The organism is Micromonospora sp. DT178 (genome assembly GCF_049841695.1).
Taxonomy (GTDB): Bacteria; Actinomycetota; Actinomycetes; order Mycobacteriales; family Micromonosporaceae; genus Micromonospora.
Genome location: NZ_JBNCKV010000002.1, coordinates 530,733 through 544,107 on the forward strand (window position 1 = coordinate 530,733; position 13,375 = coordinate 544,107).

The 13,375-nt window shown below is 73.8% G+C and carries 17 protein-coding genes and 1 pseudogene; 9 read left to right on the plus strand and 9 right to left on the minus strand.

Translation table 11 applies throughout. The annotated features are described in order from the left end of the window. Nucleotides 1-37: 37 nt before the first annotated feature. A complete protein-coding gene (locus ACLQ22_RS06265; protein ID WP_366639569.1) occupies nucleotides 38-538 on the minus strand; it encodes a methylated-DNA--[protein]-cysteine S-methyltransferase in 501 nt (166 codons plus the stop codon). Next, entirely contained in the window at nucleotides 535-2,070 is a 1,536-nt protein-coding gene (locus tag ACLQ22_RS06270; RefSeq protein WP_425691412.1) for a DNA-3-methyladenine glycosylase 2 family protein, read from the minus strand. The genes ACLQ22_RS06265 and ACLQ22_RS06270 overlap by 4 nt, the downstream gene beginning before the upstream one ends. Before the next feature lie 141 nt (nucleotides 2,071-2,211). Between ACLQ22_RS06270 and ACLQ22_RS06275 the strand changes: the two genes are divergently transcribed. Continuing rightward, on the plus strand, nucleotides 2,212-2,694 hold the full coding sequence (locus ACLQ22_RS06275; RefSeq protein WP_416605883.1) for a hypothetical protein: 483 nt from the start codon (nucleotides 2,212-2,214) through the stop codon (nucleotides 2,692-2,694). Nucleotides 2,695-2,858: 164 nt separating this feature from the next. On the opposite strand, the pseudogene ACLQ22_RS06280 reads toward ACLQ22_RS06275, so the two are convergent. Further along, a pseudogene (locus tag ACLQ22_RS06280) lies at nucleotides 2,859-3,626 on the minus strand (EamA family transporter); the annotation flags it as partial. 93 nt (nucleotides 3,627-3,719) lie between these two features. On the opposite strand from ACLQ22_RS06280, the gene ACLQ22_RS06285 reads away from it, so the two are divergent. From ACLQ22_RS06285 to ychF, 3 genes are all read left to right on the plus strand, one after another. Next, nucleotides 3,720-4,223 (plus strand): MarR family winged helix-turn-helix transcriptional regulator, encoded by a 504-nt coding sequence (locus ACLQ22_RS06285; RefSeq protein WP_425691413.1) that lies wholly within the window; start codon nucleotides 3,720-3,722, stop codon nucleotides 4,221-4,223. A gap of 140 nt (nucleotides 4,224-4,363) precedes the next feature. Next, entirely contained in the window at nucleotides 4,364-5,098 is a 735-nt protein-coding gene (locus tag ACLQ22_RS06290; protein WP_425691414.1) for a Type 1 glutamine amidotransferase-like domain-containing protein, read from the plus strand. A gap of 172 nt (nucleotides 5,099-5,270) precedes the next feature. Then, entirely contained in the window at nucleotides 5,271-6,356 is a 1,086-nt protein-coding gene (ychF, locus tag ACLQ22_RS06295) for a redox-regulated ATPase YchF (RefSeq protein ID WP_425691415.1), read from the plus strand. A gap of 40 nt (nucleotides 6,357-6,396) precedes the next feature. Here the strand turns inward: ychF and ACLQ22_RS06300 are convergent, their stop codons facing one another. Continuing rightward, entirely contained in the window at nucleotides 6,397-6,978 is a 582-nt protein-coding gene (locus ACLQ22_RS06300; protein ID WP_425691416.1) for a Uma2 family endonuclease, read from the minus strand. Between the two features lie 158 nt (nucleotides 6,979-7,136). Between ACLQ22_RS06300 and ACLQ22_RS06305 the strand changes: the two genes are divergently transcribed. Further along, entirely contained in the window at nucleotides 7,137-7,592 is a 456-nt protein-coding gene (locus ACLQ22_RS06305; RefSeq protein WP_425691417.1) for a hypothetical protein, read from the plus strand. Between the two features lie 118 nt (nucleotides 7,593-7,710). Here ACLQ22_RS06305 and ACLQ22_RS06310 read toward each other — a convergent pair whose 3' ends face one another. Continuing rightward, nucleotides 7,711-8,205 carry a GNAT family N-acetyltransferase gene (locus ACLQ22_RS06310; protein ID WP_425691418.1) on the minus strand — a complete coding sequence of 165 codons (495 nt, stop codon included), beginning with the start codon at nucleotides 8,203-8,205 and terminating at the stop codon, nucleotides 7,711-7,713. A gap of 120 nt (nucleotides 8,206-8,325) precedes the next feature. Between ACLQ22_RS06310 and ACLQ22_RS06315 the strand changes: the two genes are divergently transcribed. Beyond that, nucleotides 8,326-8,961 carry a hypothetical protein gene (locus ACLQ22_RS06315; RefSeq protein ID WP_425691419.1) on the plus strand — a complete coding sequence of 212 codons (636 nt, stop codon included), beginning with the start codon at nucleotides 8,326-8,328 and terminating at the stop codon, nucleotides 8,959-8,961. 69 nt (nucleotides 8,962-9,030) lie between these two features. Here ACLQ22_RS06315 and ACLQ22_RS06320 read toward each other — a convergent pair whose 3' ends face one another. From ACLQ22_RS06320 to ACLQ22_RS06335, 4 genes are all read right to left on the minus strand, one after another. After that, nucleotides 9,031-9,426, minus strand: a complete 396-nt coding sequence (locus ACLQ22_RS06320) for a hypothetical protein (protein WP_425691420.1) — start codon at nucleotides 9,424-9,426, stop codon at nucleotides 9,031-9,033. Between the two features lie 41 nt (nucleotides 9,427-9,467). Beyond that, the gene (locus tag ACLQ22_RS06325; protein WP_416605894.1) at nucleotides 9,468-9,803 is read right to left on the minus strand and encodes a YnfA family protein; all 336 of its coding nucleotides are present in this window, start codon (nucleotides 9,801-9,803) and stop codon (nucleotides 9,468-9,470) included. 79 nt (nucleotides 9,804-9,882) lie between these two features. Next, nucleotides 9,883-10,509, minus strand: a complete 627-nt coding sequence (locus tag ACLQ22_RS06330; RefSeq protein ID WP_425691421.1) for a superoxide dismutase — start codon at nucleotides 10,507-10,509, stop codon at nucleotides 9,883-9,885. A gap of 225 nt (nucleotides 10,510-10,734) precedes the next feature. After that, nucleotides 10,735-11,091, minus strand: a complete 357-nt coding sequence (locus ACLQ22_RS06335; RefSeq protein WP_425691422.1) for a hypothetical protein — start codon at nucleotides 11,089-11,091, stop codon at nucleotides 10,735-10,737. Between the two features lie 160 nt (nucleotides 11,092-11,251). Here ACLQ22_RS06335 and ACLQ22_RS06340 point away from each other — a divergent pair, with 160 nt between their 5' ends. The 3 genes from ACLQ22_RS06340 (at nucleotide 11,252) to ACLQ22_RS06350 (ending at nucleotide 13,332) form a co-directional block, all read left to right on the plus strand. Next, entirely contained in the window at nucleotides 11,252-11,713 is a 462-nt protein-coding gene (locus ACLQ22_RS06340) for a hypothetical protein (protein WP_425691423.1), read from the plus strand. After that, nucleotides 11,700-12,206, plus strand: a complete 507-nt coding sequence (locus ACLQ22_RS06345; RefSeq protein ID WP_425691424.1) for a DUF3995 domain-containing protein — start codon at nucleotides 11,700-11,702, stop codon at nucleotides 12,204-12,206. Before ACLQ22_RS06340 ends, ACLQ22_RS06345 begins: the two co-directional genes overlap by 14 nt. Nucleotides 12,207-12,309: 103 nt before the next feature. After that, the gene (locus ACLQ22_RS06350) at nucleotides 12,310-13,332 is read left to right on the plus strand and encodes a hypothetical protein (protein WP_425691425.1); all 1,023 of its coding nucleotides are present in this window, start codon (nucleotides 12,310-12,312) and stop codon (nucleotides 13,330-13,332) included. Nucleotides 13,333-13,375: the final 43 nt, after the last annotated feature.

Here is a 13,375-nt window from a genome sequence, read left to right on the forward strand (position 1 = left end):
AGCCTCAAACGGGGCCGGCGCAGGTGTCGGCTTCCCGTCATGGCCGCTCGTGCCCGAGAAGCCACTTCTTCACGTCCAGCCCCCAGCGGTAGCCGCCGAGCGTCCCGTCGGTACGCAGCACCCGGTGGCAGGGGACGAAGAGGGCGGCGGCGTTGCGGGCGCAGGCCGCCGCGGCGGCCCGTACGGCGGCGGGGCGGCCGGCCAGCCCGGCGAAACCGGTGTAGGTCACCGGGTCTCCCGGTTTCACCTCGCGCAGCACCTGCCAGGCGTGCGCCATGAACGCGCCCCCCGTGTGCTGCTCCACCGGCACGGCGTCGATGGCGGCCAGCTCGCCGTCCAGGTAGGACGCCACTGCGACGGAGACGGGGCCGAGGTCGGCCCGGTGCCGCAGCGGCGCCCGCAGGGCCGGGTGCATCAGGGGGAGCAGGCTCTCCGGGTCGCCGGTGAAGCCCGCCGCCCGGACCGCGCCGTCCGGGCCGGCCACGATGCTGAGCGGGCCGGCGGGGGTGTCGATGACGGTGCTGTCGTTCATGCTCATGCTGCTCTCCATAGTCGGATCACCGCGTACGAGCGCCAGGGGCGCCAGCGGTCGGCGTACGTGTCGAGGGTCGTGGGGGCGTCGGGGAGGCCGAGGGCGGCGGCGCCCCGCCGTACGGCGAGGTCGGTGGGGAGCAGGACGTCCGGGTCGCCGAGGGCGCGCATGGCGACGTAGCCCGCGGTCCAGGGCCCGATCCCGGGCAGCGCCAGCAGCCGCCGGACACTCTCCTCGCGGTCCCCGCCGGGCGCCAGGTCCAGCGACCCGTCGGCGACGGCACGGGCCAGCCCGCGAATCGTCTCCCGCCGCCCCGCCGGCATCCCGAACACCTCGTCCGGCGCCCCGAGCACCTCCTCGGCGCCCGGAAACCCCCGCAACCGGCCCACCCTCTCCGCGCTCCCCGCCCCCTCGGCTGGTCGATCAAGAGCTTCGGGCTCCCGAGAGCGCTCCCCGGGCGCCCGGACCTCTTGATCGACGCCAGCGGGGGTGGGGGCGGCTGGGCGCAGGTGGGTCAGGAGGCGGGTGAGGGTGGTGCGGGCCGAGCGGACGGAGACCTGCTGGCCGACGATCGCGCGCACGGCCATCTCGAAGCCGTCGACCGAGCGGGGGAGCCGGATGCCCGGCTCGGCGGCGACCACCCCGGCCAGTGCCGGGTCGGCGGCGAGCGTGCCGTCGACGGCGGTCGGATCGGCGTCGAGGTCGAGCAGGCGCCGGCAGCGGGCCACGGCGGGGGCGAGGTCGCGCATGTCCGTCAGCCGCAGCGTCGCCGTCACGTGCCCGTCCGCCGGGGTCAGGGCCGCCTCGCCCGGGCCGTGCGGCAACCGCAGACCCCGCCGGTACGTCCCGTCGCGCACCTCCTCGACGCCGGGCAGCGCGCGCAGCGCGAGGAAGTCCAGCAGCGCCTCCGCGTGCAGCGGCGGGCGGTACGCGAGCCGCAGCGTGATCGTGCCCGCCCCGCCCGGAACGGGGTGCTGGCGGCGGGCGGAGCGCAGCTCGGACGGAGCCGCCCCGAACACCTCCCGGACCGTGTCGTTGAACTGCCGCACGCTGCCGAACCCGGCGGCGAACGCGACCTCCGCCATGCCCAGCCCGGTGGTCTCGATCAGGGTGCGGGCGGTCTGCGCGCGCTGCGCCCGGGCCAGGGCCAGGGGGCCGGCGCCCATCTCGGCCCGCAGCATCCGGTGCAGGTGCCGTTCGGTGTAGCCCAGCCGGGCGGCCAGCCCCGGGATGCCGTCGCGGTCCACCACCCCGTCGGCGATCAGCCGCATGGCCCGACCGACGACGTCGGCCCGTACGTCCCACTGCGGGGAGCCCGGGGCGGCGTCCGGCCGGCAGCGCCGGCAGGCGCGCAGCCCCGCCGTCTGGGCGGCGGCGGCCGAGGGGAAGAACCGGACGTTCTGCCGCTTCGGCGTCATCGCCGGACAGGACGGCCGGCAGTAGATCCCGGTCGACGTGACGCCGGTGTAGAACCAGCCGTCGAACCGCTGGTCGCGGCTGTCGACCGCCCGGTAGCACCGCTCGAAGTCCAACTCCACGTCACCGATGATGCCCCTGCTCGACGGCCCTGGCTCGCGGGAATCGGACCTGGCCGTGCGGGCGTGAACGGGACGTCCGGAGCCGAAAGTGTCGGTTGTGGCCGGTACCGTCCGGCCACCAACTCAAGAAGGGGTGCGGCGATGGCGAGCGTGGCGGGTCGGCGGGCGGCGTCGACACGGGACGGGCACCCTCCGCTGGACGGCGTGGTGGTGCAGCGCTTCTACGACCGGATGCGCGCGGTCGCCCCGGCCGCCGTCGGCGCGATCGAACGGGACCGGGCCGGCGACCCGGGGCGGGCGTTCGGTGACACCGCCTGCGGCCGGCTGGTGCGGTCGCTCGACGCCGACGGCCTGCGCGCGCTGGGCATGTGGGTGCACCACTGGTGCATGCGGTTCTACGACGACGACACCCGGGTGGCGCTGCGCCTGGTCCGGGAGATCGCCGGCCGCGCCGGGCTGGGCTGGACGGCCGACGAGGTGCGCTGGATGCTCCGCGAGTCGTACGCGGCCGGTCCCGCCGCCGAGGCCCGCTTCACCCTGCCGCTGGCCGCCGCCGGGGAGCTGGCTCCCGGCGCCCTGCCGATCGAGGCAGTGGTTCCCCGCCAGGCCGGGCCGCGCGACTGACCCACCGGGGCGGGCGACTGACCCACCGGGGCGGGCGACTGACCCGCCGGGCCGCGCGACTGACTGACCGGGCCGGGCCGGCGCACCGGCAGCTGCCCGGCCACGGTGGCGCCGACCGCCACGGCGAAGCCGGCGAGCTGCCAGCCGGTCATCGCCTGCCCGAGCACGGCCCAGCCGAGCGCGGCGGCCGTCAGCGGGCTGAGCGCGCCGAGCAGCGAGACCTGGGTGACCGGCAGCCGGGCCGCGCCCCGGAACCACAGCGCGTACGCCAGCGCCGTCCCGACCAGCGTCAGCCACGCGTAGCCGGCCAGTGCCGGCGGGTCGGGCACGGGCGGCGTCCTCTCGACCAGCAGGGCCGCCGGCACCACCATCAGCCCGCCGGCGGTGAGCTGCCAGCCGGTGGCGGTGAGCGTGCCGACGCCCGGCGGGCGGCCCCAGCGACGGGTCAGCACCAGGCCCGCGCCCATCGCGGCGGTGGCGGTCAGCCCGGCGGCGACGCCGGTCGGGTCGAGGCCCGCGCCGGGTCGCAGCACGACCAGGGTGACCCCGGCGAGCGCCGCGAGCGCGGCGGCCAGCGCCCGGGGGTGGGGCCGCTCGTGGAGCACGAGCACCGTCAGCCCCGCCACCAGCAGCGGCCCGGTGGCGCCGAGCACCGCGGCGGCGCCGCCGGGCAGGTGGTACGCGGCGAAGAAGAGCAGCGGGAAGAACGCCCCGATGTTCAGCGCGCCGAGCACGGCCGCGCGCCACCACCAGGCGCCGTGCGGGCGGTGCCGGGTCAGCGCGAGCAGCAGCAGGCCGGCGGGGAGGGCCCGGATCGCGCCGGACCAGAGCGGCCGGTCGGGCGGCAGCAGTTCGCTGGTGACCAGGTACGTCGTGCCCCACGCGGTCGGCGCGGCGGCGGTGAGCAGGATGTCGAGCCGGCGTCGGTCCACGGTTCCTCGCTAACTCTTGTTGCTAAGTATCTTGCCACTAAGCTACTTCGTAGCGAGTAAAAGCGGGAGTGCGAGGTGCGGCACAATCCGGGGGTGACCGAGCGGGACGACGTCGACGGCATCGTCGAGCAGTGGCAGCGCGAGCGGCCCGGGATGCGCCCCGAGCCGATGGCGGTCTTCGGCCGGATCTACCGGCTGGCCCGGCTCGTCGGCGACGAGCAGGAGCGCACCTACGCCCGCTGGTCGATCAGCCGGGGCGAGTTCGACGTGCTCGCCGCCCTGCGCCGCGCCGGCGCCCCCTACACGCTGGCGCCGAAGGCGCTAACCGCCTCGCTGATGCTCACCTCCGGGGGTATGACCGGCCGGCTCGACCGGCTGGAACGCGCCGCGCTGCTCCGCCGCTCACCCGACCCGGCGGACCGGCGCGGGCTCCAGGTCACGCTCACCCCGGCCGGTTTCGAACTGGTGGAGGAGGCCGCCGAGGCGGGGCTGGCCGTCCAGCGGCGGTTGCTCGACGCGCTACCCGCCGACGACCAGCGGCGCCTCGCCGACCTGCTGCGTACGCTGCTGGGCGCGGTCACCGACGGCGGGCGGTGACCGGCGGCGCGGACCCTGGCGGCGACGGCGGCAGCCCCGGGCCGGCGGCCGTCCCGGGCGGGCCCGCGTGGCGGGCGCTGAGCGGCAGGGGAGCGGTCTCGGGCAGGATGGGCCTCGCCGACCCCGACGGAAGGACGACCGTGCCCGCCAGCGAACCGACCATCCTCGCCACCAGCATGGGCATCTACGCGCCGCGCCACGAGGGCGAACCCCGACGGGTCAACCCCGTCTTCGATTTCGCCGCCGAGCTGGCCGAGGCCGGGCCGGAGCCGAGGATCTGCTTCCTCAACCAGGCCGAGGGGGACCAGCCGACCACGCTCGCCCGGGTCTACGAGGCGTTCGCCGGCAGCCGGTTCCGGATGACGCACCTGGCGCTGTTCCCGATGCCGAACGTCGACGACGTCCGCGCCCACCTGCTCGCCCAGGACGTGATCTGGGTGGGCGGCGGCAGCGTCGCCAACCTCTGCGCGGTCTGGCGCGTGCACGGCCTCGGCGAGATCCTGCGCGAGTGCTGGGAGGCCGGCGTGGTGCTCGGCGGCGTCTCCGCCGGCTCGATCTGCTGGCACGCCGGTGGGGCCACCGACAGCTTCGGCACCACCCTGCGCGGCTTCACCGACGGGCTGGGCTGGCTGCCCTACGGCAACGGTGTGCACTACGACAGCGAGGAGCAGCGCCGTCCACTGATGCACCGGCTGGTCGGCGACGGCACGCTGCCGACCGCCCACTGCACCGACGACGGCACCGGCCTGCTCTACCGGGGCACCCGCCTGGTCGAGGCGGTCGCCGACCGCGAGGGCCCCTCGGCGTACGAGGTCAGCCGCGCCGAGGACGGCACGGTGCGGGAGACCCCGATCCCGCCACGCCTGCTCGCCTGACCCGACCCACCCGACCCCGACCCGGCCCTCCGGGCCGGCCCGGTCCTCCGGCCGATCTTGGTACGGGAGCGCCCCTGGAGGGGCAGTCTCGTACCAAGATCGGTCGGGCGTGGGGCCGGTGCACCGGCCTGCCTGAATCGGGGTGCGGGGCATCGGCGTAAGCTGGCTCGTCGTGAGTCTCACCATCGGCATCGTCGGCCTGCCCAACGTCGGCAAGAGCACCCTGTTCAACGCGCTGACCAAGAACGACGTGCTCGCGGCGAACTACCCGTTCGCCACCATCGAGCCCAACGTCGGCGTCGTTGGGCTGCCGGACGAGCGGCTGCACACGCTCGCCGAGATCTTCAGCTCCCAGAAGGTGCTGCCCGCCCCGGTGTCGTTCGTCGACATCGCCGGCCTGGTGCGCGGCGCCTCCAAGGGGCAGGGCCGGGGTAACGCGTTCCTGGCGAACATCCGCGACGCCTCGGCGATCTGCCAGGTCGTCCGGGCCTTCTCCGACCCGAACGTGGTGCACGTCGACGGCAAGGTCTCCCCGGCCGACGACATCGAGACGATCAACACCGAGCTGATCCTCGCCGACCTTCAGACCCTCGAGAAGGCGCTGCCCCGGCTGGAGAAGGAGGCCAAGCTCCGCAAGGACCGGGCCGCCGCCGTCGCCGCCGCCAAGCAGGCCGTCGAGCTGCTCGACACCGGCGTCACCCTCTACGCGGGGGCCAAGGACGCGGGCATCGAGCTGGAGCACCTGCGCGAGCTGCACCTGCTCACCACCAAGCCCTTCCTGTACGTCTTCAACGTCGACGAGGCCGAGCTGGGCAACGCCGAGTTCCTCGACGAGCTGCGCGCCCTGGTGGCGCCGGCCGAGGCGGTCTTCATGGACGCCAAGATCGAGTCCGAGCTGGTGGACCTGCCCGACGAGGAGGCCCGCGAGCTGCTGGAGTCGATCGGGCAGAACGAGCCGGGCCTGGACCAGCTCGTCCGCGTCGGATTCCGCACGCTCGGGCTCCAGACGTACCTCACCGCCGGCCCCAAGGAGGCGCGCGCCTGGACCGTCCCGGTCGGCGCGACCGCGCCGGAGGCCGCGGGGGTCATCCACTCCGACTTCCAGCGCGGCTTCATCAAGGCCGAGGTGGTCTCCTTCGGCGACCTGGTCGCGGCCGGATCGATGGCGGCGGCCAAGGCCGCCGGCAAGGTCCGGATCGAGGGCAAGGAGTACGTCATGCAGGACGGCGACGTCGTGGAGTTCCGCTTCAACGTGTAGTGACGTTCCGCTTCAACCTCTGACGGAGTCGGCGCCCGGCTCAGCTCTTGCGGCCGGGCACCAGCCCATCCAGATCGAGCTTGATCGTGAACGGCGTCGTGGTGCGCAGCTCGTGTCGATGAATTGCGGTCGGCACGTACGACCGAGTGGGCCCGTCGAGTTCGTAGGCGTGGACCACCGGTGATCCACCCTCCTCCTCGATGCGCCAGTAGTTGGCGATGCCGGCTTCCGCGTATTTGCGCAGCTTGACCGTCCGATCGCGGTGGGCCGACTCCGGAGAGACAACCTCCACGACCAGAAGAGTCTCCTCAGGCGTGTAGAAGGTTCGGGACGGATCGTAAGGTGCCGTCGTGGCCAGGAGATCGGGCTCGGGACGATTCCACCTGTCGAGCCGAATCGTGATCTCCCTGTCGACCTCGATGCCCGGCGGTGCCTGGTCCGTCAGGCTGTTCACCAGCGCGGTGACCATCCGGGCGTGCCAGACCCGCTGGGGAGACATCATGAAGACGAGTGCTCCATCGATGAGTTCGGTGTGGCGCGGTGCTTCGGCGAGCTTGTCAAGATCGTCGGCGTACCACCCCTCGGGGCGAGGCGGCCGCATCCACTCGGGCACCGCAATCATGCGGTCACCGTAGCATTCGGTAATCGCGGCTCCGGCCCGCTGCGCCCGGCCATCCTGCCGCTGCGCGACGACGGAATCCGGTGGAGTTCGGGCCCTATGGTCGGGATCACGGCGAGGACCTGTCCGAGGACTTCTCGCATCCCCTACCGTCACTACCCATGGCTCACCCGTACCAGGTGCCCCAACCGCCGAAGCGGCGCACGCTGCGCACCGTGTTGGTCGTCGTCGGCGTGGTCGTCGTGCTGTGCTGCGGCGGCGCCGGCATCGGAGGCTTCTTCCTGTACAAGGGGGCCAAGGGCGCGACGGACCCGGCGCGGCAGGCCGCCGAGTCGTTCGTGAGCCACCTGGAGGCCGGCGATCCGGACGCGGCGTACGAGCTGTTGTGCGGCGACACGCGCGGCGGGTACACGAGGGAGGCGTTCGCCCAGGGCGTCGCCCAGCAGCCAAGGATCCACAGTCACAAGGTCAACGGCGTCAACGTGTCGAGCGTCAACGGCCGCACGTCGGCGACGGTGAACATGGCCCTGACGCTGGGCAGCGGCTTCACCGACCAGCACACGTTCATGCTGGTGAAGGAGGACGGGGCCTGGAAGGTGTGTGGCCAGCCGTACTGAGCCCGCGCGCACCGGGCAGCCCGACGCCGCCGGGCTGAATGGCCGTGCGTAGTGACCGCGCCACCTCCGCGCGGGCGGCCGGCGGGTGCCGTCGATCGCCCGCGACGATGCCCGGCCGCTAGCTGACGAGGCTCTTGGTCAGGATGTGCTCCCGGCGCACCCCGTCGGGCATGAGGTCACCCAGCTCGCCCGTGTCCTGGAAGCCGTGCCGCTGGTAGAGCGCCCAGGCGTTCCGGTTGCCCGCCGCCACGGCCAGCCGCAGCGTCTCCGAGCCCACCTGCCGCGCCCACTGCTCGATCGCCCGCACGAGGTGGTCGCCCACGCCCCGGCCACGTCCCGCCGGCGCCACGTACATCGAGATCAGCTCGACGACGCCGTCCTTCCCGGTCGGCACCCCGCTGGCCATCCCGACGGGCTGCCCGTCGAGCGTCACCAGGATGTTGCGGGAGCCGGGGATGGCCAACCGGGCGCGCCAGCGTTCCTCGCGGTCGCCGTTGCCCTGCCAGTCCGCCAACTGGGAGCCGAACGCGTACGCCGCCTCCGCCAGCGCGGCGAGGCGCAGTTCCCGCCACGTCCTCCAATCGTCCTCGCTGAGTACGTGCGTCTCGATCATGCGATGGAGGCTGCCGCAGGCACGGGGAGCACGCAACCAGGTATCCGGTGACCTGCCGCCGCGACCAGAACCTGCCGGCCGGCGAGTCCGACTTCCAGCCGGGGGTGGATCATGAGAAGCATGAACGCCTCCCGACCGGTCGCGTCCGAGGCCCTCGCCGACGCCGTCCGGGGCGAGCTGGTCGCCGCCGGCCTGTCCGTGCTGCCTCGCGACGCTCATCAGGACGGCCCCGGCGGCGGCGCGTCCGTCTTCCACGGCTGCGGGGACGATCCCGGGGTGTGGGTCGGCTGGGTCGTCGGCGATGTCCTGCGCGACAAGGCCGTCCGGGCGCTGGAAGCGGGCGCGTACCGGCACGACGGCTCGGAGTTCCACCCCGCCATGCGACACCACTGGGCCGTCAGGGAGGCGATGGCCGCCGCGATGGCGCAGGTTCTCGGGTCCGCCGGATTCCGGGTGGAGCGGAACGCCGACGATCTCCAGCCGGGTGCGTTGCTGGTCCGGGACCGGCTGCCCGGCCCCACCTGGCGCGACCCTGTCATGCCACCGCTCGCCGGCTCGGCCGGTTACCTCCCCGGCGTGCGGGTGCGACTGGTCGAGGGCGATCATGCCGGGTACCTGACCACGGTGGTGGGGGCGCGCTGGCGCACCCTCCCGCCGGACGGGTTACCGGACGCCTATCGCGTCGTGCATCCGGAAGGTGCCGGTGAACTCGACGTTCCCGCGACAGCCGTCGTGCTGGCCGACGAGGTCGGGTGACGGCCGCTTCCGTCGCCGTCGCGCAGCCGGTCTGTTGCACCGCCGCCGACGAAGGCCGGCGGCGCGGCCCTACCAGTCGCGCCATTCGTCGGTGAGTTCGTGACGTTCGACGCCGCGCCGGGCGGTGAGCGCCTCGACGTCCTGGCCCGCGCCCGTCAGCACGACGTCGATGTGCTCGCACAGGTCCTCGCGTTCCCCCGTCTCGATCCTGCCGTGCTCGTCGTTGACGGCGTTGAGGGCGGTGACCACCCGCTCCACGGCGGCGAAGACCTCCTCGTCGGACGGCGAGGAGAGCGAGCGTACGTCCGCTTCGTAGGCGTCGAGAACGGTGTCGACGGCGGTGATGAAGGGTTCGGGCCAGAGGCGGAGCGCGTACGCGGCGGCCTCGGTGAGGGTGCCCGCCGCGATCGCGGTCCGCTGCTCCCGCACACTGCGGCCCCACTTCTCGGTGGGTCTTGTGATCATGGCGCGCAGCCTAGTGGCGGAGTCCGACACCGCCGCGTGGTTCAGCCGCTGCGCGGGGCGTACATGATGACGGCGACCCCGACCAGGCAGAGGGCCGCGCCGACGAGGTCGTAGCGGTCGGGGCGGAACTTGTCGACGACCATGCCCCACGCGAGGGAGCCGGCGACGAAGACGCCGCCGTACGCGGCCAGGATGCGGCCGAAGTTCGGGTCGGGCTGGAAGGTGGCGACGAAGCCGTAGAGCCCGAGGGCGATGACCCCGGCGGCCACCCACAGCAGCCCCCGGTTCTCGCGCCAGCCCTGCCACACGAGCCAGGCCCCGCCGATCTCGGCGAGCGCGGCGAGCAGGAACAGCAGGATGGAGCGGGCCACCGTCATGGGTCGAAGGCAGCCGGAGCCTCACCTGGTCATCGGGCAGGCGACCCGCCGCTGAGGGCCGACCCCGGGTCGGCCGCCATCAGGGCGCCACGGTGAGCGGGTTGCCGGCGGCGCGCGCGGCGTCGAAGCGCCTGGCGACGTCGGCCCAGTCGACCAGGTCCCAGAGGCGGTCGACGTAGTCCGGACGCACGTTCTTGTACTGAAGGTAGTAGGCGTGTTCCCAGGCGTCGAAGACCAAAATCGGCGTCGAGCCGTGGCCGACGTTGCCGTGGTGGTCGTAGACCTGTTCGACGATGAGGCGCTGTGCCAGCGGCTCCCATGCCAGGACGCCCCACCCGGAGCCCTGCACGCTCTTCGTTGCGGCGGAGAGCTGCCCGGCGAAGCCGTCGAACGAGCCGAAGTGGTCCTGAATGGCGGCGGCCAACTCGCCGTCGGGCCGGTCGCCGCCCTCCGGGGAGAGGTTGTTCCAGAAGATCGAGTGCAGGACGTGCCCGGAGAGGTTGAAGGCGAGGGTCTTCTCCAGGCCGACCAGCGCCGAGTAGTCGCCCTTGTCACGGGCCTCGGCGAGCTGGTCGAGGGCGTCGTTGCTGCCCTTGACGTACGCGGCGTGGTGCTTGCTGTGGTGCAGCTCCAGGATCTGACCGCTCATGGCGGGTTCGAGCGCCCCGTAGTCGTAGGGCATGTCGGGGAGCTTGTAGACGGCCATGGGGACCCTTTCGCGAGTGGAGGCTCTTCCGGTCAGTATGCCTTATTGCAAAGTCGTGGCAACTGCGGAATATTGGCAACTGGAGCGGATCGCACGGGATCCCTCCACGGCCGACACCGTCGGCAGGGCGCGCCTCCACGCCGCGATGATCACCGGTGGAGGCGCGCCCTCACGTGCTGTCGCGGCCCTGCCGTCACCACCGCCGTGGCAGACCGGCCGCCCCGGTCACCGTCCGCCCGCCGCTGTCGCCGCCCGGTCGGCGAGGCCGTCGAGCACGTCGACGTGTGCCGCCGGTACCCGGATGTCCAGCGTCAGCGCATCCGGGTCGGTCCGGGAGAGGTCGAACGCGAAGAACGAGCAGCACGCCGACTCGCGCGCCGTCAGGTCTCGTGCCGTCTGCTCCGCCTGCGTCGTGTCCGTGAGCCGCAACCGCAGGTGCCGCGCGGAGAGCCGCGTGACGTCGCGTACCGCCTCGCGGAAGAACCGGTCGAACTCGGCGAGTCGCAGCGGTCGCGCGGCCGTCGGCAGTGTGCACGCGTCCGGCACCCAGGCGGCACCCGCCGCAGAATTATGATCGTCCATGTCTCGACGGTAGCCCTCCGGCCGGTGCGAGGTGCGGGCCGTGAACGGGCGCCGGCCCGGGCCGTGCCCGGCCTGACCCACCGCGCTCCCTCCCGCGGGGGAGGCGGTCCCCTCGCGCTCGGGAGTCGGCGTGCGGCCCGTGGGACCTAGCGTCGAGGCCATGGACGCTTCTCCTGGTGCGCGGCGATGGCCGGCCTACGCGGTGGCGGTGCTCTTCCTCGCGTACGCCGCGGGCAAGGCCGCCTTCGCCCTCGACTCCCGGCTCGGCTTCCCGGGCGGCCCGGTCGTCCCGGCTTCCGAGCACGAACGGTACGCCCGCGACGTGATGGCCGTGACGACCGCGCAGTGGTCGGCGACCGCGTCGGGGGTGGCGGGCGCCTGCCTGGCCCTCGCCACGGTCACGGCGCCGGGGCGCCGGGTGCCGAGGCCCCTGATGCTGCTGGCGCTGGCGGGCATGCTGTTGGCCGTCGGGGCCGGCGCGACGATCATGGTGGTGGACGGGTTCGTGGGCCTCGGCGTGGGCTGGCGGTGGTACCACGGGGTCCTCGGGCTCGTCATGATCGGGCTGCTCGTGGCGATGATCCGGTCCTACGTGGTCGTGACGAGACGTGCCGCGCACTGACCGGGCGCGGGTGGGCGCGTACGGCGCGGCGGCGTGCGCCTCGGCCTACGGGGCGATGAAGCTCGCGCAGGCGCTGGGGGCAAACGCACTGGCCGACAAGGACCCGCTCCCGCCGGAGCTGCGCGAACGGCTCCTCGCCCGTGATCCGCTGTTCGTGGCGAGCCACTGGGTGCTGGCCGCCGCCGCGGTCGTCGGCGTCGTGGTCGCGCTGGCCACCCTGCGTCCGTGGCGGGCCACCCTGCCGCGCCGGCTGCTGCTGGCGGTCACCTGGACGCTCGGCATCCTCATGATCGCCCGTTCGGTCGGGGCGCTGGGACACGGCCTGGTCGGTGACGCGCTGCTGCTGACCGGTGTCCGGCCGCCTCCGGTCGGGCACGCCGCCCTGGCCCGCGACCTGGCGTGGTGGGACCTGTTGCTGTGGTCGCCGTTCTTCCTGCTCTGGGGGACGTGCTGGACCGCGGCGGGATGGCGGCTGGGCAGGCGGCACCGCTGACGCCGCCGTGCGGGTGGCGCGCGTCGCGGGCCGGTGGTGACACCCCCTGCGACGTCGTCGGCGCCGGCTGACCGCGCGACCGTCGGCGGCCTACGATCTCGCCATGATCACCCCGCCCCTCCCGCCCGACGTGCTCGCCCGCTACCCCGGGCTGGAGAAGCTCGGCCGTACGGCGACCCGGCTGCACCCCCGCCCGTGGGCGGTCACGGCCGCCGGGAGCCACGTCGGCGGGCCGCTGCGCTGGCCGGCCGACGAGCCCTGGCCCACCTGCGCCACGCCGCACATGGTGCACGAGGAGGTGCCGATCCCGGCCGAGCTGGTGAACCGGATGCGGGCGGCGGAGCGCGGGCGCAGGCAGTCGCACGTCCTGGCCGAGGGCGAGGTCGAGCTGCACCGGGAGATCGCCACCCTGGTCGGCCCGGGTTTCACCGGCTGGGGCTCGCGCGGGGGCGGCCCGGTCGTCGGCCACCGGTACGTGCCGCGAGCGCACCCCGTACCGAACCCGATGGTCGCGCTGGCGCAGCTGCGCGCGCAGGATGTCCCCGACCTGCCCCGCCCCGGCGGGGCGGACCTGTTGCAGGTGTTGTGGTGCCCGTTCGAGCACTCCGAGGGCCCGTGGGGGCCGACGGTGGAGCTGCGCTGGCGGCGGGAGGCCGACCTGACCGAACTGCTCGCGGAGCCGCCGCGCGGCGAGGTCGGAAACGACGAGTACGTGCCCCGGCCGTGCCGGCTGTACCCGGAACAGGTCGTCGAGTACCCGTACCCGCAGGAGCTGCCGGCGGGCCTGCGGACGCTGGTCGACGAGCAGGACGAGGAGGGCGAGTACGACGACAACTACGTCGAAACCTTCATGGCGCCCGGCTGGAAGGTCGGCGGCTACGCCGACTGGAGCCTCACCGACCTACGCCCGACGCCGTGCCCCCGCTGCGCCGGCCCCACCACGCTGGCCCTCGTCGTCGCCTCCTCCGAGCGGGGCACCGGGCGCTGGCAGCCGACGCGGACGGACGGCGAGCCGGACGACGACCCGTACGAGCCGACCGGGGTGGTCGTGGGCCGACACGGCGCGCTGCGCGTCTTCGTGTGCCTGAGCTGCCCGGACGTGCCGTTCCTGCTCGACCAGCAGTGAGGAGTGACCGCGCGGCCGACGGGCCTCTGGCTCTCCGGGCCGA